This is a genomic window from Photobacterium frigidiphilum (assembly GCF_003025615.1).
GTDB lineage: Bacteria > Pseudomonadota > Gammaproteobacteria > Enterobacterales > Vibrionaceae > Photobacterium > Photobacterium frigidiphilum.
This window is the reverse complement of record NZ_PYMJ01000001.1, coordinates 455,891-477,300: the sequence shown is the minus strand read 5'-3', so window position 1 is coordinate 477,300 and position 21,410 is coordinate 455,891. Positions and strand designations below refer to the sequence as shown.

Annotated in this window: 19 protein-coding genes and 1 pseudogene; 11 read left to right on the top strand and 9 right to left on the bottom strand. The window is 41.4% G+C overall.

The window, feature by feature from the left end; translation table 11 throughout:
- From nqrE to nqrM, 4 genes are all read left to right on the top strand, one after another.
- Positions 1 to 497 (top strand): NADH:ubiquinone reductase (Na(+)-transporting) subunit E (gene nqrE / locus C9J12_RS02150; protein ID WP_107241197.1); only part of this gene is annotated, 497 nt, incomplete at its 5' end.
- A 23-nt stretch (positions 498 to 520) separates the two neighbouring features.
- The gene (gene nqrF / locus C9J12_RS02145) at positions 521 to 1,744 is read left to right on the top strand and encodes an NADH:ubiquinone reductase (Na(+)-transporting) subunit F (protein WP_107241196.1); all 1,224 of its coding nucleotides are present in this window, start codon (positions 521 to 523) and stop codon (positions 1,742 to 1,744) included.
- A 191-nt stretch (positions 1,745 to 1,935) separates the two neighbouring features.
- Positions 1,936 to 2,958, top strand: coding sequence for an FAD:protein FMN transferase (locus C9J12_RS02140; protein WP_107241195.1), 1,023 nt, complete (start codon positions 1,936 to 1,938; stop codon positions 2,956 to 2,958).
- Positions 2,959 to 2,967: 9 nt separating this feature from the next.
- The gene (nqrM, locus tag C9J12_RS02135) at positions 2,968 to 3,189 is read left to right on the top strand and encodes a (Na+)-NQR maturation NqrM (protein WP_107241194.1); all 222 of its coding nucleotides are present in this window, start codon (positions 2,968 to 2,970) and stop codon (positions 3,187 to 3,189) included.
- A 148-nt stretch (positions 3,190 to 3,337) separates the two neighbouring features.
- Here nqrM and C9J12_RS02130 read toward each other — a convergent pair whose 3' ends face one another.
- The gene (locus C9J12_RS02130) at positions 3,338 to 4,570 is read right to left on the bottom strand and encodes a diguanylate cyclase (RefSeq protein WP_107241193.1); all 1,233 of its coding nucleotides are present in this window, start codon (positions 4,568 to 4,570) and stop codon (positions 3,338 to 3,340) included.
- Positions 4,571 to 4,824: 254 nt separating this feature from the next.
- Between C9J12_RS02130 and dinB the strand changes: the two genes are divergently transcribed.
- The gene (gene dinB, locus C9J12_RS02125; RefSeq protein WP_107241192.1) at positions 4,825 to 5,901 is read left to right on the top strand and encodes a DNA polymerase IV; all 1,077 of its coding nucleotides are present in this window, start codon (positions 4,825 to 4,827) and stop codon (positions 5,899 to 5,901) included.
- Between the two features lie 150 nt (positions 5,902 to 6,051).
- Here the strand turns inward: dinB and C9J12_RS02120 are convergent, their stop codons facing one another.
- Positions 6,052 to 7,512, bottom strand: a complete 1,461-nt coding sequence (locus tag C9J12_RS02120; RefSeq protein ID WP_107241191.1) for an aminoacyl-histidine dipeptidase — start codon at positions 7,510 to 7,512, stop codon at positions 6,052 to 6,054.
- A 132-nt stretch (positions 7,513 to 7,644) separates the two neighbouring features.
- Positions 7,645 to 9,278: pseudogene (locus C9J12_RS02115) on the bottom strand (methyl-accepting chemotaxis protein).
- Positions 9,279 to 10,325: 1,047 nt separating this feature from the next.
- Between C9J12_RS02115 and C9J12_RS02110 the strand changes: the two are divergent.
- From C9J12_RS02110 to C9J12_RS02085, 6 genes are all read left to right on the top strand, one after another.
- A complete protein-coding gene (locus C9J12_RS02110) occupies positions 10,326 to 11,615 on the top strand; it encodes an NCS2 family permease (protein ID WP_107241190.1) in 1,290 nt (429 codons plus the stop codon).
- A 54-nt stretch (positions 11,616 to 11,669) separates the two neighbouring features.
- Positions 11,670 to 12,128, top strand: a complete 459-nt coding sequence (gene gpt, locus C9J12_RS02105) for a xanthine phosphoribosyltransferase (RefSeq protein WP_107241189.1) — start codon at positions 11,670 to 11,672, stop codon at positions 12,126 to 12,128.
- A gap of 262 nt (positions 12,129 to 12,390) precedes the next feature.
- On the top strand, positions 12,391 to 13,650 hold the full coding sequence (frsA, locus tag C9J12_RS02100; protein ID WP_107241188.1) for an esterase FrsA: 1,260 nt from the start codon (positions 12,391 to 12,393) through the stop codon (positions 13,648 to 13,650).
- Positions 13,651 to 13,807: 157 nt separating this feature from the next.
- Entirely contained in the window at positions 13,808 to 14,209 is a 402-nt protein-coding gene (crl, locus tag C9J12_RS02095; protein ID WP_107241187.1) for a sigma factor-binding protein Crl, read from the top strand.
- 298 nt (positions 14,210 to 14,507) lie between these two features.
- Positions 14,508 to 15,644, top strand: a complete 1,137-nt coding sequence (gene proB / locus C9J12_RS02090) for a glutamate 5-kinase (RefSeq protein ID WP_107241219.1) — start codon at positions 14,508 to 14,510, stop codon at positions 15,642 to 15,644.
- A gap of 89 nt (positions 15,645 to 15,733) precedes the next feature.
- Positions 15,734 to 16,990 (top strand): glutamate-5-semialdehyde dehydrogenase, encoded by a 1,257-nt coding sequence (locus C9J12_RS02085; RefSeq protein ID WP_107241186.1) that lies wholly within the window; start codon positions 15,734 to 15,736, stop codon positions 16,988 to 16,990.
- 905 nt (positions 16,991 to 17,895) lie between these two features.
- Here C9J12_RS02085 and C9J12_RS02080 read toward each other — a convergent pair.
- The 6 genes from C9J12_RS02080 to dapE form a co-directional block, all read right to left on the bottom strand.
- The gene (locus C9J12_RS02080) at positions 17,896 to 18,258 is read right to left on the bottom strand and encodes a hypothetical protein (RefSeq protein ID WP_107241185.1); all 363 of its coding nucleotides are present in this window, start codon (positions 18,256 to 18,258) and stop codon (positions 17,896 to 17,898) included.
- The gene (locus C9J12_RS02075; protein ID WP_107241184.1) at positions 18,258 to 18,593 is read right to left on the bottom strand and encodes a hypothetical protein; all 336 of its coding nucleotides are present in this window, start codon (positions 18,591 to 18,593) and stop codon (positions 18,258 to 18,260) included. The genes C9J12_RS02080 and C9J12_RS02075 overlap by 1 nt, the downstream gene beginning before the upstream one ends.
- 11 nt (positions 18,594 to 18,604) lie before the next feature.
- The gene (locus C9J12_RS02070) at positions 18,605 to 18,958 is read right to left on the bottom strand and encodes a hypothetical protein (RefSeq protein ID WP_107241183.1); all 354 of its coding nucleotides are present in this window, start codon (positions 18,956 to 18,958) and stop codon (positions 18,605 to 18,607) included.
- A 427-nt stretch (positions 18,959 to 19,385) separates the two neighbouring features.
- On the bottom strand, positions 19,386 to 19,586 hold the full coding sequence (locus tag C9J12_RS02065; protein ID WP_107241182.1) for a DUF2897 family protein: 201 nt from the start codon (positions 19,584 to 19,586) through the stop codon (positions 19,386 to 19,388).
- Positions 19,587 to 20,279, bottom strand: a complete 693-nt coding sequence (locus C9J12_RS02060) for a M15 family metallopeptidase (protein WP_107241181.1) — start codon at positions 20,277 to 20,279, stop codon at positions 19,587 to 19,589. It abuts the gene before it with no gap.
- Complete coding sequence (gene dapE, locus C9J12_RS02055) at positions 20,276 to 21,409, bottom strand: succinyl-diaminopimelate desuccinylase (protein ID WP_107241180.1); 1,134 nt, start codon at positions 21,407 to 21,409, stop codon at positions 20,276 to 20,278. The genes C9J12_RS02060 and dapE overlap by 4 nt, the downstream gene beginning before the upstream one ends.
- Position 21,410 lies beyond the last annotated feature (1 nt).

Below are 21,410 nucleotides of genomic sequence, written 5' to 3'. Positions count from 1 at the left end.
AAGTTAAGACTTCTTTTGGTCTAGGTGTTGCGGTAATCGTCGTATTGACTATTGCTGTACCTGTGAACAACTTAGTTTACAACCTATTACTGAAAGATGGTGCGATTGTTGACGGAGTGGATTTAACTTTCCTTAACTTCATCACGTTTATCGGTGTAATTGCAGCGTTAGTACAGATTCTGGAAATGATTCTGGACCGCTTCTTCCCACCGCTATATAACGCATTGGGTATCTTCCTTCCGCTGATCACAGTTAACTGTGCAATCTTCGGTGGTGTATCTTTCATGGTACAGCGTGACTACAACTTTGTTGAATCGGTTGTTTACGGTTTCGGTTCTGGTGTGGGTTGGATGTTAGCTATCGTTGCTCTTGCGGGTCTCCGTGAGAAGATGAAGTATTCAGATGTACCTCCTGGTCTACGTGGCCTAGGTATTACATTCATCACTGTTGGTCTAATGGCGTTAGGCTTTATGTCTTTCTCCGGCGTACAGCTGTAATCAGGATAAAAGGAAAATAGTCAATGGATATTATTCTTGGCGTAGTGATGTTTACCTTGATTATCCTGGCTCTAGTTTTAGTGATTCTTTTCGCTAAATCTAAGCTGGTACCATCAGGTGATATTACTATCTCTGTAAACAACGATCCGGAAAAAGCGATTACAACCGCTGCCGGTGGCAAACTGCTAAATGCTCTTTCTTCTAGCGGTATCTTCGTTTCGTCTGCATGTGGCGGCGGTGGCTCTTGTGGTCAGTGTCGTGTGAAAATCAAATCGGGTGGTGGTGATATTCTACCGACTGAGCTTGATCACATCACAAAAGGTGAAGCACGTGAAGGCGAGCGTCTTGCTTGTCAGGTTAACGTTAAATCTGACATGAATATTGAGCTTCCTGAAGAAATCTTCGGTGTGAAGAAGTGGGAATGTGAAGTTCTTTCGAATGATAACGAAGCAACCTTTATTAAAGAGTTGGTTCTTAAAATCCCTGATGGCGAGGAAGTTCCTTTCCGTGCGGGTGGTTACATTCAGATTGAAGCTGAACCGCACCACATCAAATACTCTGATTTCGATGTACCGGAAGAATACCGTGGTGACTGGGATAAGTTTAACTTATTCCGTTACGAATCTATTGTGAAAGAGCATTCAATCCGAGCTTACTCTATGGCTTCATACCCAGAAGAGAAAGGTTTGATTAAGTTGAATGTACGTATCGCAACACCGCCACCAAATAACCCTGACGTAGCACCTGGTATTATGTCATCGTATATTTGGTCACTAAAGCCGGGTGATAATTGTACTATTTCAGGTCCATTTGGTGAGTTCTTCGCTAAAGAGACTGATAATGAAATGGTCTTCATCGGTGGTGGTGCGGGTATGGCGCCAATGCGTTCACATATCTTCGATCAATTACACCGTCTTCAGTCTACTCGTAAGATGACTTACTGGTACGGTGCACGTTCTAAGCGCGAAATGTTCTATGTAGAAGATTTCGATAAGCTAGCTGCTGAGAACGAAAACTTTGATTGGCATGTTGCACTGTCTGATCCATCTCCAGAAGAAAACTGGGATGGTTACACAGGCTTCATCCACAACGTGATTTACGATAATTACTTGAAAGATCACGATGCACCAGAAGATTGTGAGTACTACATGTGTGGTCCACCTATGATGAACGCAGCTGTTATCGGCATGCTGAAAGATCTAGGTGTTGAAGATGAAAACATCCTACTGGATGACTTCGGTGGCTAATTAGCCATGAACACATAGTTAAAATGGCTGATCCGTAAAGGGTCAGCCATTTTCGTAATATAAGCATTTAAAATAAGCATATATTTACTGTGGTTATTTGTATTAACGACCTAGTCTCGCATTCACTGTAGAACGTAAGCGTAGTTAATATTGGTAAACATAAGTAATCCCTTCATTTTTGGAGTTGTTGAATGAAGACGTTCCTTACTCGAGCAGTTATGCTGCTTGTTATGACAATGACATTGGTGGGTTGTGGCGATCAGCGTGAGTTGATTCATTTAAACGGCTCAACGATGGGAACTTACTATTCAATTAAGTTGATTAAGCAGGAAGGCTTACCCGCTGCCACTGATATTCAGGCAGAGATTGATCGTCGGCTAGAATTAGTGAATGATCAGATGTCGACTTATCGTAAGCATTCCGAGCTCAGTCAATTTAACCAACACACAACGAATGAACCTTTTACGGTATCTGCTGATACGGCAAAAGTTATAAAAGAATCATTACGTTTATCTGAACTAACGAACGGTGCTTATGATGTTACTGTTGGTCCGATTGTTAACTTGTGGAGCTTTGGCCCAGAAGCTCGTCCAGAAGCAACACCAACAGATGAAGAGTTAAATAAGCGTCGTGAAATTATTGGTTATCACCACCTAAAAGTTGATGGTAATAAGCTAATAAAAGATATTCCAGGTCTATATGTTGATCTATCTTCAATAGCGAAAGGCTTCGGTGTTGATGTTGTTGCTGATTATTTTGATGAGTTAGGTGTAGCTGATTACTTGGTTGAAATCGGTGGTGAACTTAGCCTTAAAGGTAACAACCATGAAGGTATACCTTGGCGTATTGCAGTAGAAAAACCAACGGAAGATGGTAGCCGTTCAGTACAAGAAATTATTGAACCAGGTGACATGGCCGTGGCGACATCAGGCGATTACCGTAACTATTTTGAAGAAGATGGTATTCGTTATTCGCACCTGATTAACCCGAAAACAGGCAAACCGATTGCTAACCATGTGGTATCCGTTACAGTGCTTCACCCATCAAGTATGACAGCCGATGCTTATGCGACTGCATTTTCTGTTATGGGTGAAGAAGAGTCGATAAAACTCGCTAACGAAGAAAATTTACCGATTTTATTAGTAATAAAAACGGAAAATGGCTTCAAAGAGTATCTATCTGATGATTTTGTACCTTATTTGAAGAAAAAGTAGAGAGTAATCATGGCTGTATATCTAACAACTTTCGCGGTATTTTTACTGGTTATTGCAGCGATGGCTGTCGGCTACATCTTTCAGCGTAAAAGCGTTAGCGGTAGCTGTGGTGGGCTTGATGGTATCGGCATTGCAAAAGAGTGTGACTGCCCTGAACCTTGCGACGCGCGTAAAAAGCGTGAAGCCCGAGAAGCACGTCATGCTGATTGGAAAAAGAACCAAATCATCTAGTCGTGAAGTACTGGCGTGATAGATTATCACGTTACGGTCGGTCGAAAGAAAATTAATGAAAACCTAAAAGCCTGATTCTGTTGAGTCAGGCTTTTTTATTTTCATTTTTCAGTTTGTTGCGGTGCTTCATTTATAGGCAACCAAATCGCTATAAAGCATGAGCCACCACTTGGTTGCGTCCATGTTCTTTGGCGTAATACAGGTGATCATCGGCTGTTCTCAGCATGTCATCAATAGCATGGCTTTGTGCTGCGCCTGATACCGCACCAATGCTCATGGTGACGTTTATCGTGTTATCGAGATAAGGAATGTATAAGGCTTCGATATCGACACGCAATTGTTCTAATCGTTGTTGAAAGTGAGAAAATGATCCACATGCTTGTATACAAAACTCTTCCCCACCAAATCGCGCCACAACGGCATCCTCAAAATGGGCCTGAATCAAACGGCTTACGTGTATTAACACGGCGTCACCTCCATCATGGCCATAGGTATCATTCACTTTCTTAAAGAAATCGATGTCCATCATGGCAATGTTGCGGTGTTGGCAACCTTTATCACATTGTTGGTTAAAGAAATAACGACGGTTCCATAGCCCGGTCAAGGTGTCTTGGTTAGCCATCTTATACAGCTTGTCAGATGTATCTTTCATGTTGAGCATATGGTGAATACGGCAATAAAACTCTTCTTGATTAAACGGTTTGTACAAGAAATCGTTGGCACCGGCTTTCAAGTATTGTGCTGTCATGGAGTTATCGCTGCTGCCCGATAATCCCAGAATCGCGATTTGGTTGCGGCTGTACATGCGACGAATCTCACGGGTCATGGTGATACCGTCTTTTTTGGGCATATCATTGTCGGTGATGATCAAGGTGACATCAGGATGCTCGGCTAGCAAGTTAATGGCTTCACACCCGTTTTCAGCTTGGATTACTGAGAGGTTTTGGCGCTCGAGCAAATTGACCAAGTGACGACGGATCATTGTTGAATCATCAACTACCATGGCTTTATGGTGGGTGTTGGCCTGTAAGCGTTGTAATAACGGTACCAAATAAGATACCGAAGCGGCACTGTCTTTTAGTAGGTAATCAATAACGCCTTTCGACAGTACTTTGTCGCGAATGGTCTGGCTGAAGTGTGCTGTCAGTACTACGGATTTGATGTGGTGACTTAACACGATATCGATGATCTCGCCGTCCGTCCCATCTGGTAGGCAATAGTCGAGTACCGCGCATAAAAAGTTGTTGTCTTTCGCAATGATTGCGTTCGCCTCAGCGATCGATTCTGCGAATACTGCGTGAAAGCCTGCTTGATGCAACTGTGCATCAAGAAATTTACGAAAGGCTTTACTGTCTTCAACAACCAATACTTTGTTGAACAAACGGTTCTCCTTACCTAATTATTCTTATTTATAGTTCTATCAAATTTCATCGGTATTGTGAATAAGGAAGCGTAAAATGTGGTGTGAGTCAGATCTTGCTCACAAGATACTATTTTGTGACTTTTCGGGGTTATGTTTAGATACTTCGATGTATCTGGTTTCTATTGACTGCTTGAATAGCCTATAATGATACTGTATATAAAAACAGTTAATGTAGCTTGTTACTTACAGATTGGCGAGGGTAGAGGAAATAAGTGTCCAGCGTAGAGATCGAACAGCGTAAAATTATTCATGTTGATATGGACTGTTTTTATGCAGCCGTTGAAATGCGTGATAACCCTGCCTTGAAGAATATCCCTATTGCGATTGGTGGTCGTTCAGAGCAACGAGGTGTGATCAGTACATGTAATTACTTGGCGCGTAAATACGGTGTGCGTTCAGCCATGCCTTCGGGGCAAGCCATGAAGCTATGTCCTCACCTTACTCTCGTTCCGGGACGTATGTCGGTCTACAAGGAAGTTTCGCAGCATATTCGCGCTATCTTTCAGCGTTATACCGATAAAATTGAACCATTATCATTAGATGAAGCCTATTTAGATGTGACTGAGTGTGAAATGTTTTACGGCTCAGCAACACTCATAGCACAAGATATTCGGCGAGCAATTCAAGATGAACTGAATTTGACGGCGTCTGCGGGGATTGCACCAGTGAAATTTATCGCTAAAGTGGCGTCAGATTTAAATAAACCCAATGGTCAATATGTTGTAACACCCAATGAGGTGGCCGATTTTGTCGCTAACCTAAAGTTAGAAAAAATCCCTGGAGTAGGGAAGGTCACTATTCAAAAGCTGCACGAAAAAGGATTATTCGTCGGGCGTGACGTACAGGCTTATGATCAACATTTACTATTGCAGCAGTTCGGAAAATTAGGCCAATCTTTGTGGTCACGAGCACAGGGTATCGATAACCGAGAAGTCGTTGTCGAACGTTTACGTAAATCTGTGGGAGTAGAAACAACGTTCTCACATAATATTCGTGAATATGACGAATGCTGGCAAGTCATTGAAAAGTTATACCCTGAACTTGAACGAAGATTGAAGAAAGAACGTCCTGCACTGAATATATCGAAACAAGGCGTTAAAGTTAAATTTGCCGATTTTCAACAAACAACGGTTGAGCATACTTTAGGCGTATTAGATAAAACACAGTTTGTTGGGTTACTCAAAGAAGCACTTACCCGTCAAAAGGGGAGAGAAATTCGTTTGATAGGCATTAGTGTTGGGCTAGACCATGGGATGAAAGCACAGCAGCTAGCGTTTGAGGGGTTTTAGTTTTAAGAGCGGAACTATGGCCCTGAGATCCTATGGATAAGCGAAGAGCTTGATTTTTATGCTAGGTTAGAAAAACTGGCCTGTAGAACTGAGGTACAAAAAGGCGAGTCCCAATGAACTCGCCTCTCGTCACTCGTATCTTTTTACTCGTTACTTCTTAACTGGAATGTTCTTCAGGATAGCAACCATTTGCTCCCAGAATAGATCAACAGTCGCGATCTGTATTTTCTCATCAGGTGAGTGAGGAAATTTAATGGTTGGTCCAAAAGAAATCATATCCATAGTCGGGTACGGTTCTTTGAATAGACCACACTCAAGACCTGCGTGAATAACCATGATATTAGGTGTATTACCATAGATATTCTTATAGGTTTCACGGAATAGACGCATCACTTCGGAATCAGCATCCGGTTTCCAGCCTGGGTATGCGCCAGAGAATTCGCACTGTACACCTGCTAGATCAGCAATGGCTTTCAACATGCCTTCAACATTGCTACGACCAGAGTCCATTAATGAACGTATCAGACATAAGATAGTCACACTGTTAGATTCTGTAGTAATAACACCTACGTTCAGTGAGGTTTCAACCACACCTTCGATGTCATCACTCATGCGGATCACACCATTAGGGCACGCATTTAGTACAGCATTAAAACGGGTCTGTGTTGCTGCGGCGAATACATCTACTGGCAGTTCAGCTGGCTCAATAAACAGGTTGATATCAGTTTCAACTTTACCTAGCTCTGCCACTAGAATTGAGTGGTAGTACGAAAATAGCTCGTTCAGCTTATCTACGTTGGCTGCTGGTAATGTTGCGATGGCAAATGCTTCACGAGGAATCGCATTACGAAGGCTACCGCCAGTAAATGTTGCTAGGCGAAGGCCTAGCTCTTGAGCATGGGCGAACAAGAAGCGACCCAGTAGCTTGTTGGCATTACCACGACCAGTGTGAATATCACAGCCAGAGTGCCCGCCTTTTAAGCCTTTCACTACTAGCTTAACGGCAGCGTGTTCTGCTGGAACAGCTTCGCGCTCAAGTTCTAGTGTGATTGCGCTATCTACGCCGCCAGCACAACCCATGTACACTTCACCTTCTTGTTCAGAATCCGTGTTTAATAGGATGTCGCCTTCAAGCCAGCCTTCTTGAAGACCGAAGGCACCAGTCATGCCAGCTTCTTCGTCGATAGTCAGTAAGACTTCAAGTGGACCATGCTCAATGTCTTTTGCTGCTAAAACAGCAAGGCATGCAGCCATACCCATACCGTTATCGGCACCTAGGGTTGTTCCTTTTGCTGTAACCCATTCGCCATCAATAAACGGCTGAATAGGATCTTTCGTGAAGTCATGGTCAGTATCTTCATTTTTCTGCGGCACCATATCAATGTGTGCTTGCAGAACAACGCCTTTACGGTCTTCCATTCCTGGTGTTGCTGGCTTTTTAATGAATACATTACCAACATCATCACGACGAACTTCTAATCCTTCGCTTTCAGCGAATTTGATGATGTGCTGAGCCAATGGCTCTTCGTGCTTTGATGGATGAGGAATAGAACAGATTTGATCGAAAAATTGCCACACAGGTTGTGGTGATAGTTGACTAATCTCAGACACAGCAGACTCCCTTTATACAATCTTGGGCTAAGGGCGTTATCCAGTATAATTGATGGATAAACGACCAAAATGATAGCAGAATTAACTATCATGGTTAGCCCAAGCATACCATTGTGCAATTGGGCGAGGTAGCTAAATCTTAAAATGTGAAATGTGGGTATTCAGACTGTGACCACTCGCAAGCAGCTGTTCGCTGGCAGCTGCAATATGTTCGCCTTGTTGCATGGTATTTAGGCTATGTTCGGTTAATTGGCTAAGGTTGATATTGATTTCTTCTGTGGCCAATGTTTGTTGTGAACTGGCTTCGGCTATGTGTTGGTTCAGTTCACGGATCTGGGTAATTTGATTGCTAATCAACGACAATGTCTGTGCAACGTCATCTGCATGTTTAGCGGTATTGGTTGATTGCTCTCGGGTTTGAGTAAGAGCCTGACTTACCTCATTTGCACGAGTTTGTAAGTTACCGATGATTTGTTCGATTTCATTGGTGCTGGATTGAGTACGTGTAGCCAGTGTGCGTACTTCATCGGCGACCACGGCAAAGCCTCGTCCTTGCTCACCAGCGCGAGCGGCTTCAATGGCAGCATTGAGAGCTAATAAATTAGTTTGCTCGGCAATACCGCGAATGACATCGAGTACCGATCCGATGGCTTGCGCGTCATTTGCCAATGCTTGGGCACTGCTACTTGTGTTATCCAAGAGTGTTAAGAGGGCTTGTAACTCAGACGATGATGTCGAAACAACGTCAATACCAGTTTTGCTGTACTGATGTGCATTTAATGCCACTTCAGCCGCTTGCTGTGCGGAATGCGCTACTTCTTGGTTGCTGCTATGTAATTCGTTCATTGCCGCTGCAACACTATCGACCCCCTTATGTTGGTCGGCAGCCCCTTGTGCGGTTGTTGTTGCTACGGTATTGAGCTGCAAGGCAGCGGCACTAATATGTTCACTGATCGGTGCTGTTTCACGCATCATGTCACCGATACGAGAAGCAAATACATTGAAGGCTTGGGCAATACGGCTTAACTCATCATTACCTTTACATGGCAGACGCTGCGTTAGGTCTCCATTTCCTTCAGCAATGTCTTGCATTGCCGATAAGGTTTGTTCGCACGGTTTTGTGATAGAGCGACCAATTGACCATGCGAGCAGTACCATGACAGAAAGAGATCCCAGTAGCGTCAAACCCAGTTGTTTCATCTCGCTATGAAATTGCGATTGAATATCATCGACATACACACCTGAACCGACTATCCAGCCCCAAGGGCGGAAGCCTTTGACGTAAGAGATTTTTTCAATGGGCACATCAAACCCCGGCTTTTCCCAATAGTAATCGACAAACCCCGCGCCTGAATTTTTCACTGTATTGGCCATAGCAACAAACAACGCATTGCCATGCGGGTCTTTAAATCCTGGCCATCTAGCGCGGGCTTAAAAGGGTGCATGATCATGGTCGGCGTCATGTCATTAATCCAAAAATAATCTTTTTGTTCATACCGTAGTCCAGCGATAGCTTGCTTTGCTGCTTGTTGGGCCTGTGCACGAGTAATGCCGCCTTGCTGCTCTTGTTGGTAGAAATTGTCCAATAAGCTTGAAGCTGTTTCTACTAGGTGGCGTGTTTTAATGCGTTTTTGTTCGAGTAAGCTGGTTTGATAATTAGAGGCAAAGATCAGTAATGGGATCAGAGTAAGAAGGGTAATGATAAAACCGAGTAGGTATAACCGACGGCTGATTGAAATTGCGCGTAAAGCTGTAAAAATTCCCATGCGACATCCTTGGTCGTTATTTTTATTTTTAGCCTTGTATAGGTTATGCGTGTAAGTGGTAACAAATCAATAGTGTCAGCGTTACACTTTAGTCGTGTATTAATAACTTTTGAAGGGCCTGCGGTGTAATAAACTTTCAGTATAAAGTGATCCACAAGAGCTTTTATCGAAAAGTGTGACGAAGTTAAAGAAAATGCTTGTAATTAAATTACGATCGGTTTATAGTTTGTTCATCTTCTAGAGAAGACAAATAAAACACACTAACTGCTCAGGATGAGCCCGATATATTGCCTCCAAGGAACCGAGATTAAGTGAGACCAGCGACGGTCTAAATGCTCCAAGGAATTGAGCCATGCTAACTGTTGCATGTGTTTGGACTAACTTATGATTAAGGTAATTAAAATGAAAGCTTTTGACTCTATTGCATACTTCTGGAACAACCGCTCTGTTTACACTGGTAATTTCAGCTACCCGAGCTCTTTCGGTTATTAATTTTGCCGAGTAGTGTTGCCGACACTGCTTAGCTGAACATATTGTTCACCCCAAATATTAAGAATATTTAAGTAACCAAATCTGGTTATTTGCCCAAATTCTGCCGCCATCTCTTTTTGAGGTGGCGTTTTTTTTGCCTCGCGTTTAAGGGGGCCTATTCAATACTCTCCTATGTAATGACCGTATTTTTTTGTTGTTAATATGATGAAAATATACAGGATCGGATGTATTCGATTACATGTTGTCTTGAAGCGTTATTTTAACAAAAATGTTAGGGATATTAACGTTTGCTTATAGTAGATAAGTTCATATTGATGAAAAAGTGTACTTTGAATATTACTGGTAAGATTTTGATTTTATAAGATTTTATTTTTAATGTGGATCTGTTGGATGCTTTTTTGCTCGTTTGATGGGTTTATTTACTGATGATTTAGTTATTTTCTGGAAATTGTGTTTTGAGAAGCATATAATCGCCCCCAAAATCGGATACGCAAACGTTTCCTATTTTAAAACTTTTTTGAACTGCTGCGTACTATCTCCAAGGAATTGAGAGCAATGCTTGAGAAACTATTCAAACTGAAAGAGCACGGTACGGATGTTCGTACTGAATTGTTAGCCGGTCTGACGACTTTTCTAACGATGGCTTACATTATCTTTGTTAACCCAACGATGTTATCCAACGCGGGTATGGATCATGGTGCTGTCTTTGTTGCGACGTGTTTAGCGGCAATGGTTGGCTGTTTCATCATGGGTTTTGTTGCTAACTATCCTGTTGCTCAAGCGCCAGGCATGGGATTGAACGCATTCTTTACCTATACCGTTGTATTAGGTATGGGGCATACGTGGCAAGTTGCTTTGGCTGCTGTATTTATTTCTGGCCTATGTTTCATCGTGCTTAGTTTATTGAAAGTACGTGAATGGATCATTAATGCTATTCCTTTAGCACTACGTACCGGCATTTCTGCGGGTATCGGTTTATTTTTGGCATTTATTGCACTGCAAAGCTCAGGCATTGTTGTTGATAACCCAGCAACGCTAGTTCACATTGGTGATTTAACCAGTTTCCCGGCAGCGATGGCGGCATTGGGTTTCTTCTTAACGATTGCACTGGTTCACCGTGGTTATAAAGCGGCTGTCTTAATTGCGATTATAGCGGTGACTGTACTGAGCGTGTTATTTGGTGAAGTGTCATACAATGGTATTATGTCGATGCCACCAAGCATTGCACCTACTTTTTTGCAACTGGATTTTTCTGGTGCAATGGAAGTTGGGCTTATTTCAATTGTTTTTGCTTTCTTGTTTGTCGATCTTTTTGATACGGCAGGAACGTTAGTCGGTGTGGCAACGAAAGCTAACTTAATCGATAAAGATGGTAAGCTACCTCGCCTAAATCGCGCACTTTTAGCGGATAGTACAGCAACATCGATTGGTGCATTATTAGGTACATCCAATACCACATCTTTTGTCGAAAGTGTTTCTGGTGTGGCTGTTGGTGGACGTACCGGTTTAACGGCTGTTACTGTCGGCGTACTATTTTTATTGGCTTTATTTTTTGCACCGTTAGCGGGTATGGTTCCACCGTATGCGACTGCGGGTGCATTGTTCTATGTTGCTATTCTGATGATGTCGGGTTTAGTTAGCATTGATTGGCGTGACTTAACAGAAGCTGCGCCAGTGGTTGTTGTTTGTTTGCTTATGCCGCTAACATATTCAATTGCAGAAGGTATCGGCTTAGGTTTTATCACTTATGCTGCAGTAAAAGTAATGAGTGGCAAGGGACGTGATGTGAATATCAGTGTATGGGTGATTTCTGCTCTTTTCCTTGCTAAAATTATTTTTTTATAACAGTTTATAAACGTTTTTGGCGATAAACTCGCTGAATTTAGAGGTTCATTGGATATGAGTAATAAGTTCGTTATCACATGGGATAACATGCAAATGTATACACGTCAGCTAGCTGAAAAATTGCTACCTGCTGATCAGTGGAAAGGTATCATTGCTGTTAGTCGCGGTGGGCTTGTACCTGCAGCGATTCTTGCACGTGAGCTTAACATTCGTCATGTTGATACAGTGTGTATTTCAAGCTACGACCACGATCATCAGCGTGAAATGAAAGTACTTAAACAAGCAGACGGCGATGGTGAAGGTTTCATCGTAATCGATGATCTTGTTGATACTGGTGGTACTGCTGAACTGATCCGTGCAATGTACCCTAAAGCAAAGTTTGTAACTGTATGTGCTAAGCCTGCTGGTAAGCACCTTATCGATGACTACGTTGTTGATATTGCTCAGGACACATGGATTGAGCAACCTTGGGATATGGCTGTTACGTTTGTCGATCCTATCTCAAAAAAATAATTAATGATTAACTAATTACAGTTAGTTTCGCTAAAAAAGGTATCAGTGATGGTGCCTTTTTTTTTATCTGTTTTTTTTTGCAATATTAGTCTAGCTTGGTATTAAAGATTGCTTTCAAAGTAATGAAGGATTGAGTGATATACTATTAATTATATGCTGATCCTACGTGTTTTCATCGGCAGTATTGAACCTATCATGACTATAGTGTCTTGTTTTTTGCCGGCTTTAATGCGTAGTTTGATTTTAAATATCGGAGTCCATTGTGTCTGATACATCAAAAACAAATTTATCCGAACAGTTATTTGCACCACGAATGAATACCAAAGAAACATCAAATTTGGTGAAAATAGCGAACTTAAAATCGGCCTCGGTGCATAATGCATTAGATGGAGATAGTGAGAGTGGGTGGTATCGTGTTTTACGTCGACCTCAGTGGATTTGGCAAGGTATTGATCCTATTGAAATGGAAGCGATTCTATCGCGGATGGCGAGTTCAACAGCAACACGTACTAGCGATGAATTATTGGATACAGTTATTGGATATAAACCGGGTAACTGGATCTATGAATGGACGCAAGTAGGGGCAAAACTGCAAAAAAAAGCCCGTGCTTACGCTGAAATGGGTCAGAAAGAAAAAGCAGCTGATACATTATTAAAAGCCAGTATGTATTACAGCGTTGCAGCATATCCACACCTTAAGGGCGATACGCTAGCGGCTCAAGCAGAGCTCCAAGCAAATCAATCTTATCGTGAATCCATGGCGTTAACGCCACATCAAATACGTACGATTGATGTGAAGTATGAAGGTAAAACATTTCAAGCTTTTATTCATTTACCGCGTACTGATAAGTTACTGCCTACCGTTATTGTGAGTGGTGGATTAGATTCACTGCAATCGGATCTGTGGCGCTTATACCGTGATTATTTTGGTCCGGCTGGCTTTGCAATGGTGACCTTGGATATGCCTTCTGTTGGTCACAGTTCTCGTTGGGCATTAACTGAAGATACCAGTCGCCTTCATCAGGCATTGGTACAGCAAATTCGCGATGTGCCTTGGGTTGATAATACCAAAGTGGCGATGTTGGGCTTACGTTTTGGTGCCAATGCCGCGATACGACTGGGCTTTATGGAACCGACACGATTAAAAACGTGTATCAGCCTAGGTGGTGCGATTCATAGCATGCTCACTCAGCCTACAATGCTTGATAGCATACCGCGTATGTATTTGGATGTAATTGCATCCCGTATGGGAAAACATGGTGTATCTAAATCAAGCCTTACCTCGCATTTACCGGCATGGTCATTGAAGAATCAGGGTTTATTAGGTCGCCGAAAAGTGGATATTCCGATGTTAGGAATAAGCTTAAAAAATGATCCTGTTTGCCATGAAATAGATAATCAATTAATTGAAATGTCGAGTCGTGGTGGTAAAGCGATAACATTGCCTGACACACCGCTACATGATGGTTATCATCGCTCAATGGTCACTGTTATTGAATGGCTTAAAGATAAATTAGCATAAGAAAAATGACGAGATCTGGCTTGGCATTGTAAATAAAATGTTGCCAATACGTGTCTAGTATGGCTTTAATGGTTTTATAACTGACTTAGACCATACCTAAGTGGTTGAGTATTTTATGTATGACGTTACATACATATACTATGGATGGGGATATGCGATGACTACAGATACTATTTTTCCGCCACATGGTCGTTTAATGACGAAACTGACGGCGATTGGGCCTTATTTACGTAAACAGCAGTCCAAAGAAGGTGAGTTTTTCTTTGACTGTTTAGCAAGTTGTATTAGTGCAAATAAGTCTCCTGAAGAACGTGAGTTTTGGGGATGGTGGTTAGTGTTAACGGCAACTGATATCGGCTTTGAATACCATTACGACTTTGGCCGCTATGATGTAAAAGGTAACTGGATTAAAGGTACGTTACCGGCAAAACATACTGAAGCTGTGCTTAAAACGCTAGATGATTTTTATGTTAAATTGACTAAATTTGTCAAAGAAGATTGTCAATTGGATTTACAAGCGAGTGCTGAATTAGAAGAAGCGGTACTTGGTTCTGCATAATCAATAATAAAACGATCTTAAAAGGCTTCTTTGTTAGCGGTTAGCGACAAAGAGGTCTTTATCATTTTCGCGGTACTTTAGACGGTTTCGTCCTATTTTTAGCTGAATCCCATTTTATTTTATTAATTCTTTCTATGATTGCTGCATTTCTCTTGTGATCTTGCAATGGGATTGATAAAACAAATGCACACTTATTATCTACTTTTTGTTTATTCCCATGGCTGATACTAAACACCTAAATGTTAATGCACTAAAGCTTGAAGGCGATCTTTCGAATGTTGAAAAACACGCAGGGTCAATGACACCACCTTTATCGGATAAACAAACGCTTCCCCCCAAGCAAACCATTGTTGTAAAGCTTGGTACCAGTGTATTAACGGGTGGTACTTTGAAGCTAGATCGTGCTCATATGGTTGAGTTGGTTCGCCAATGTGCTTATCTTCGCCGCCATGGTCATAAAGTAATTATTGTGACATCAGGTGCGATTGCCGCTGGTCGAGAGCATTTAGGCTATCCTGAATTGCCTAAAACAATGGCTAGCAAACAGTTACTTGCGGCTGTAGGTCAAAGTCGTTTGATTCAAGAGTGGGAAAGCCTGTTTGGCATTTATGGTCTTCATGTCGGTCAGATGCTGCTAACGCGTGCTGATCTTGACGATCGTGAACGTTACTTGAATGCTCGAGACATGCTCATTGCGTTATTAGATAACGGCATTATTCCTGTTGTAAATGAAAATGATGCGGTTGCTACCACTGAAATAAAAGTGGGCGATAATGATAATTTATCCGCTCTAGTGGGTATTTTAGGCGGTGCAGATAAGCTACTGCTATTAACCGATCAACCCGGTTTATTTACTGCAGATCCACGTAATAACCCAGATGCAGAGCTTATTCGCGAAGTACATACCATTGATGAAACACTGCGCAAATTAGCAGGTGGTAGTGCAGGTGGTTTAGGTACTGGCGGTATGGCGACTAAATTGCAAGCAGCAGATGTTGCTCGTCGTGCGGGTATTGAAGTGATTATTGCAGCGGGTAGTCGTCCTGATGTGATTTCTGATTTAGCCAGTGGTGAGTCGGTAGGAACACGCTTTCTTCCGTTAGATACACCACTAGAAAGCCGTAAGCGTTGGATTTTAGCAGGTCCCCCTCCTGCTGGCGATATTGTGATTGATACTGGTGCAGCTAAGGCCGTACTGGAAAGAGGCAGTAGTTTATTATCGAAAGGTATTACTGAAGTAAAAGGGGGGTTTGAACGTGGCGAAGTAGCACGAATTTTCGATACCAATGGTGTTTTGTTAGCCCGCGGTATTTGTCGTTACTCTAGTCATGATATGGCAATGATTGTAGGTAAGCACAGCCAAGACATTTATAAAGTGCTGGGTTATGAATATGGTCCTGTTGCTATTCACCGTGATGATCTAGTGGTTATTTAAAGTCATCATTTAAAGTGGTTATTTACAGTAGTAATGTAATTAAACCAACGTAACGTATATTGATGACTTGGCATGAAAGAGGAAATATTGTGAATCTTGAACATATGGGCAAAGCGGCTCAAGAAGCGGCTTTCGAATTAGCGACAGTAGCGACAGCGCAAAAGAACCAAGCATTAGCAATCATAGCCGATGAGCTAGAAGCAAACAAAGACGCTATTTTAGCAGCCAATGCCAAAGATATTAATGCCGCACGTGAATCAGGAATGACAGAGGCATTGATTGATCGTCTTTTACTGAATGAAGACAGATTAACCGGCATTGCCAATGATGTACGTAACGTGATCAGCTTAAATGATCCTGTGGGTGCTGAGCTCGATAGTCGAGTATTAGAAAACGGTATGCGTTTAAGCCGTCGTCGTGTGCCATTAGGTGTTGTTGGTGTTATTTATGAAGCCCGCCCAAATGTAACGATTGATATTGCTGCACTGTGTTTGAAAACGGGTAATGCCAGTATTTTACGTGGTGGACGCGAAACATTTCATTCCAATGTGGAATTAGTGAAAGTGATTCAAGTTGCACTGAAAAAAGCAGATTTACCCGCGGCATCGGTTCAGTACATCGACAAACCAGACCGTGAGTTAGTATCGCAGTTATTACGTCTTGATCAGTACGTAGATATGATTATTCCACGTGGTGGTGCTGGTTTGCATAAAATGTGCAAAGAAAACAGTACGATTCCAGTGATTATCGGTGGCTTTGGTATTAGCCATGTTTATGTTGATCATTCTGCGGATATATCACGTTCAATTGATGTGGTTGAAAATGCCAAAGCTCAACGCCCATCAGCGTGTAATGCATTGGATACGTTATTGGTAAGCGAAAAAGTGGCAGAGACTTTTTTACCTCGCTTAGCAGAGCGTTTAAATAAAAGTAACGTTGAATTTGTTGCTGATGATGCGGCGTATTCTTTCCTTGAAGGAAAAGCGGCGACATTGCGCCATGTTGCAAACGGTGATTTTGATACTGAATGGCTAAGTTTCACGTTAGGCGTAAAAGTGGTTGCCGATGTTGCAGAAGCGATTGCTCATATGCGTAAACATAACGCGAGCCACTCTGATGCGATTCTTACCAACGATATTCAATCTGCTGAACGTTTCGTCAACGCGGCAGGCTCTGCTGCTGTGTATGTGAATGCATCTACACGCTTTACTGACGGTGCGCAGTTTGGTTTAGGTGCCGAGGTTGCAGTATCTACTCAGAAGCTGCATGCACGTGGCCCTATGGGCTTAGAAGAGCTAACAAGTTATAAGTGGGTAGGTCAGGCTGATTACTTAATACGCCCATAAGCGTATTATTTACTCGGTCAAAAAAGGTTGCCAATGGCCGACTGTCTCTTATACACAAATCCTCAGTTTTTAAACTGGGGATTTTTTTTGAGCTTCATATCAATATCACGATCAAATCCTTTGTGATTAAACCAAGGATGGTCATTGCTGGTGATTTAAGGCTTTGTTTATTAACATAAAAATTTACATTTATAAGATACACGCTAGTTATTGTTTTCTCAATCTGTCTTAGACAAAAAAAAGGTGACATACATCACAAATACCATATGCCAACTGTTTGATAATAACCCCCCCACGAACCAATACGACACGTGGGGATTGAAACCTAGCCCATTCTACAGCCAGCATGATATTTTTATTTGCTGGCTTTTTTCCCCTAAAACTGCCGATGAAAGGCTTTGTTGATATCTACTGATGATGTTAGGTATGAAGAAGCTTCAATGTCCTGATTTACGCTGCTATCAAAGTGGCTGAAGCAGCTCGATCTAACGGTGCTACGCATCAAAAAGAATGAAAAACCAGACGGAAAGATTGCAGCGATAGCCATTGATTCTACGAGACTCAAGCGGTTTGATATGGATGGGACTCACTTTATTCAAAGCGCAGTACTTATCGATAAGAATACCATGGATGATCAGGAGGTTATGTTCAATTAAAGTAAAATCATTTTAAATACTTGGTGTTGTTACCATCTAAAACGCATTCTCACCATATCTCAGAAAGAAATAAAGTGATCTAGAACATTACATAACCATTCTGGATAATCACAGATGAAAAAGCCGCAGTACAATTGTTCTGCGGCTTGACCTAGTCAACATTATTAATAAGCAGGCCCATTAACGATGTGCTTCTTTTATGCTAAACGGTAAGAATATATTGACTCTATAATTAATCGTAAATACTATTTAAACTGTATCATTAAAAACAAGCTTTTTAGCATTAACTTTAAAGGCTTTTTTTATAATTTCCTTAGGAAGGTTGGTGTTACTGATGGCTTTGTTTAAATTAATATCATTGCCAAAAAAAACAACCCCTTCTAATTCTGATAATGATATTTCCTGATTTTTTTTATTAAATATGTAATCAATAAATCTGAAATTAGCACTACCTTCTCTAACTGAAATTAATTTCTGACCATCACAACATACAATTTTTTTATCTCGATCAAATGTTAATTTTTTACTATGCTCAGTTAGGCATGAAAATAGACCTACAAGCGATATCATGTTTATGACACATATAATAAGAGTTGTAATCGTTATCCACATTAATAGTCCCCTTTAGGCACTAGAGCACATACTTTATCAACGTTGCTTTCATTTATAATACTTAACAGTCTATGTTTATCATTCTCACACAGTGTTGTTAGAGATCCTGTATGAGCGGACCATCCTTTGCTAATTGATATATTAACTTGATTTAACACATCCTCATCATTATTATTTCTCTGCAACATTTGAGATATAATATTGAATGACGTATCTAATCTCTCATCCATAAGATACCGATCATTTTCTATTGCTTGATAATAAAAAACAGCACCACTAATCCAGCCAGAAAGTGACAATATAAATAATAAAGTACTTACAATATATCTATTCATTTTTATTCTCGTTAAATTCGCAATCTACATATTGTTGTTATCGCACTATCTGACATTATTTTTTTAAATGCGTCTCTATTGTTGTCACAAATGGTTGTTACAGATCCTGTCTGAGCAGTCCATTCTTTGCTAAACCATACTTCCATCTGCTTAATTATTTCTTCATCAGATTTTTTATCTTGTAATGCTTGTGAGACTATATTAAAAGCATTTTCAGACACTTTTACTTTAATATATTCTCGGTCACTCCTAATTTCAGTTAGCATCAAAAATGAAGCAAATATCCATCCCATCACTGATACAAACGAAAATATAAGTATTTTGTTTTTACTATACATATCAAGTTTACCCATAAAAGCTAACATAAACAATATGATACCAAACTAATAATGTTGTTGTATAGCGCCAATCCTATTAATACCCTACTGCAATAGTGAAGCCTGATTTTGTACCTAAATTTGATGCCATATAAGCATTATGTTCAATTCTCTACAAATCAACGTAATCATGTAACGTCCAGATACAACAAAGTCCCTTCAATATCGGTAGGATATTGATTTGATTTAACTCATCGTTTTGTTCGTCTGGGTTGCCAAAAATTAACCAGCCCAAAAAGAGAATTCGCCCAATTTTGATAAGTAGAAATATACATAATGACCGTCCTTGGTTTAATAACAAAGGATCAAGTCGTGATATAAAGTTAAAAAAATCCCCAGTTTAAAAACGGGGGATTTGTGTATCATTGGCAATCTTTTTTATATGAGACTTTTGCTAGTTGCTAGTTGCTAGTTGCTAGTTGCTAGTCTTGTTACTGCTTTTCTTATTGTCTTCTTCTTGCAGTGCTTGTTCTTTGTCGTGTTTTTCTTTGAGGTATTTAATTTTGTCACGGTCACCAAACTTCATGTTGGCCGTGTATTTCAACGCCATAATGTTGCTAATAACGACACTCAGTATGATAACGGTAATGACCCAAGGGTTGAGTAACCATTCCATTTAGACCTCACAGACATTAGTGATGAACCTTATATACAGACTATCAAGGTTTTTAAGGATCTGCGACTTTCCTGCTACGTCATTTTCACTAAGTGTGTGGTAAAGCAGATCAAGCGTAAGCTGTTGCTGTAAGGTCTGGCTTATTGGGTGATAACTGATGTGCCAAGGCTCTAGGGCAACGCCACCTTTATCTTCAGCATAAGGTAAGTAAAACCCATACTCACCCATATGTGCACTTAGCCATTGATTAAATTCAGCTTGATGTCCGTTGGTTTGGTATTCCCATGGTTCTAGCTGTAGTGAGGTATTTGCAGGTAAACAATTTTTAGCATAGACATCGACATCGGTTCCCCAGTGGTGTCGGCTCGCACCAGGTAACGCAGACCAGCGTAAAATAGCTTCAATCTTTTCTAATTCAGATAACGTGCTCGCATTTAATGGCTGACTGTTGCTATCAAGCAAAGGTCTTAAACCGTTAAATTTATTATTCCATATGAGTAATTGGCGTTCGAAAGGGCGAAAAGCACTAGCAAGTTGTAAATCAAATCCAGCGATCTGTGCAGCCTGCTGCAAGGCAGCAAAAGCTGGCTGCATATCTCTATGCAGAAGGTGTTGTTGATGGCTCACTAAGTGATCAGTATTTTGACCAGTGAGTTGCCCAGCAGTTAGCTGCTGGGCGGATGTTGTTATCATACTAGTGATTTTTCTAAAACCTTTTGATACATATCCGTGAGCTTTTCCAGATCGGCTGCTTTCACACACTCGTTTACTTTATGAATTGTCGCGTTAACAGGACCCAGTTCGACAACCTGTGCGCCTGTTCTCGCAATAAAGCGACCATCAGAGGTTCCACCTGTCGTCAGCAGTGCTGGTTTGGTGTGATTTACTTCTTCAACCGCAGCAACGACAGCTTCAACCAATGTGCCTTCATCCGTTAAAAATGGATGACCGCTGAGCGTCCATTTTAGATCATAGTTTAGACCGTGTGCATCTAGAATAGAGTGAACGCGGCGTTTAATTTCACCGTCGGTTAATTCTGTGCTGAAACGAAAATTAAACTGCACATCAAATTCACCAGGAATCACATTAGATGCCCCAGTCCCTGATGCTAAGTTAGCAATTTGAAAGCTGGTGGCTGGGAAGTAAGTATTGCCGTTATCCCACGTGGTCGCAGCCAGTTCAGCTAATGCGGGTAACGCTTTGTGAACAGGGTTATCTGCAAGGTGTGGGTAAGCAACGTGACCTTGAATACCTTTAACCGTAAGATCGCCAGTGATTGAGCCACGACGACCATTTTTAACCACATCACCCACTGCATGCGTGCTTGAAGGCTCACCCACAATACACATATCGATTTTTTCATTACGTGCTTCAAGGGTATCAATAACACGGGTTGTGCCGTTGATGAATGGCCCTTCTTCATCCGACGTAATCAACAGGGCAATTGAACCTGCATGATCGGGGTGCTCGGCAAGAAAGCGCTCAATAGAAACAATGATGCAAGCCAATGATCCTTTCATGTCTGCTGCACCACGACCGTGTAAATAGCCATCAATGATCGTTGGTTCAAACGGTGGAGTGTGCCACTGTTCTAATGGACCAGCAGGAACTACATCTGTGTGACCTGCAAAGACAAACAGTGGTGCTTGTGTACCACGGCGTGCCCATAGATTAGTTGTATCATCGAACACCATCGTTTCAATGACAAAACCGAGTTTTTCTAGACGTGCAATCATCACGTCTTGGCAACCAGCATCTTCTGGTGTTACGGAATTGCGGCTCATAAGGTCTTTCGCTAATGCGATTACCGGGCTGTCTGACATC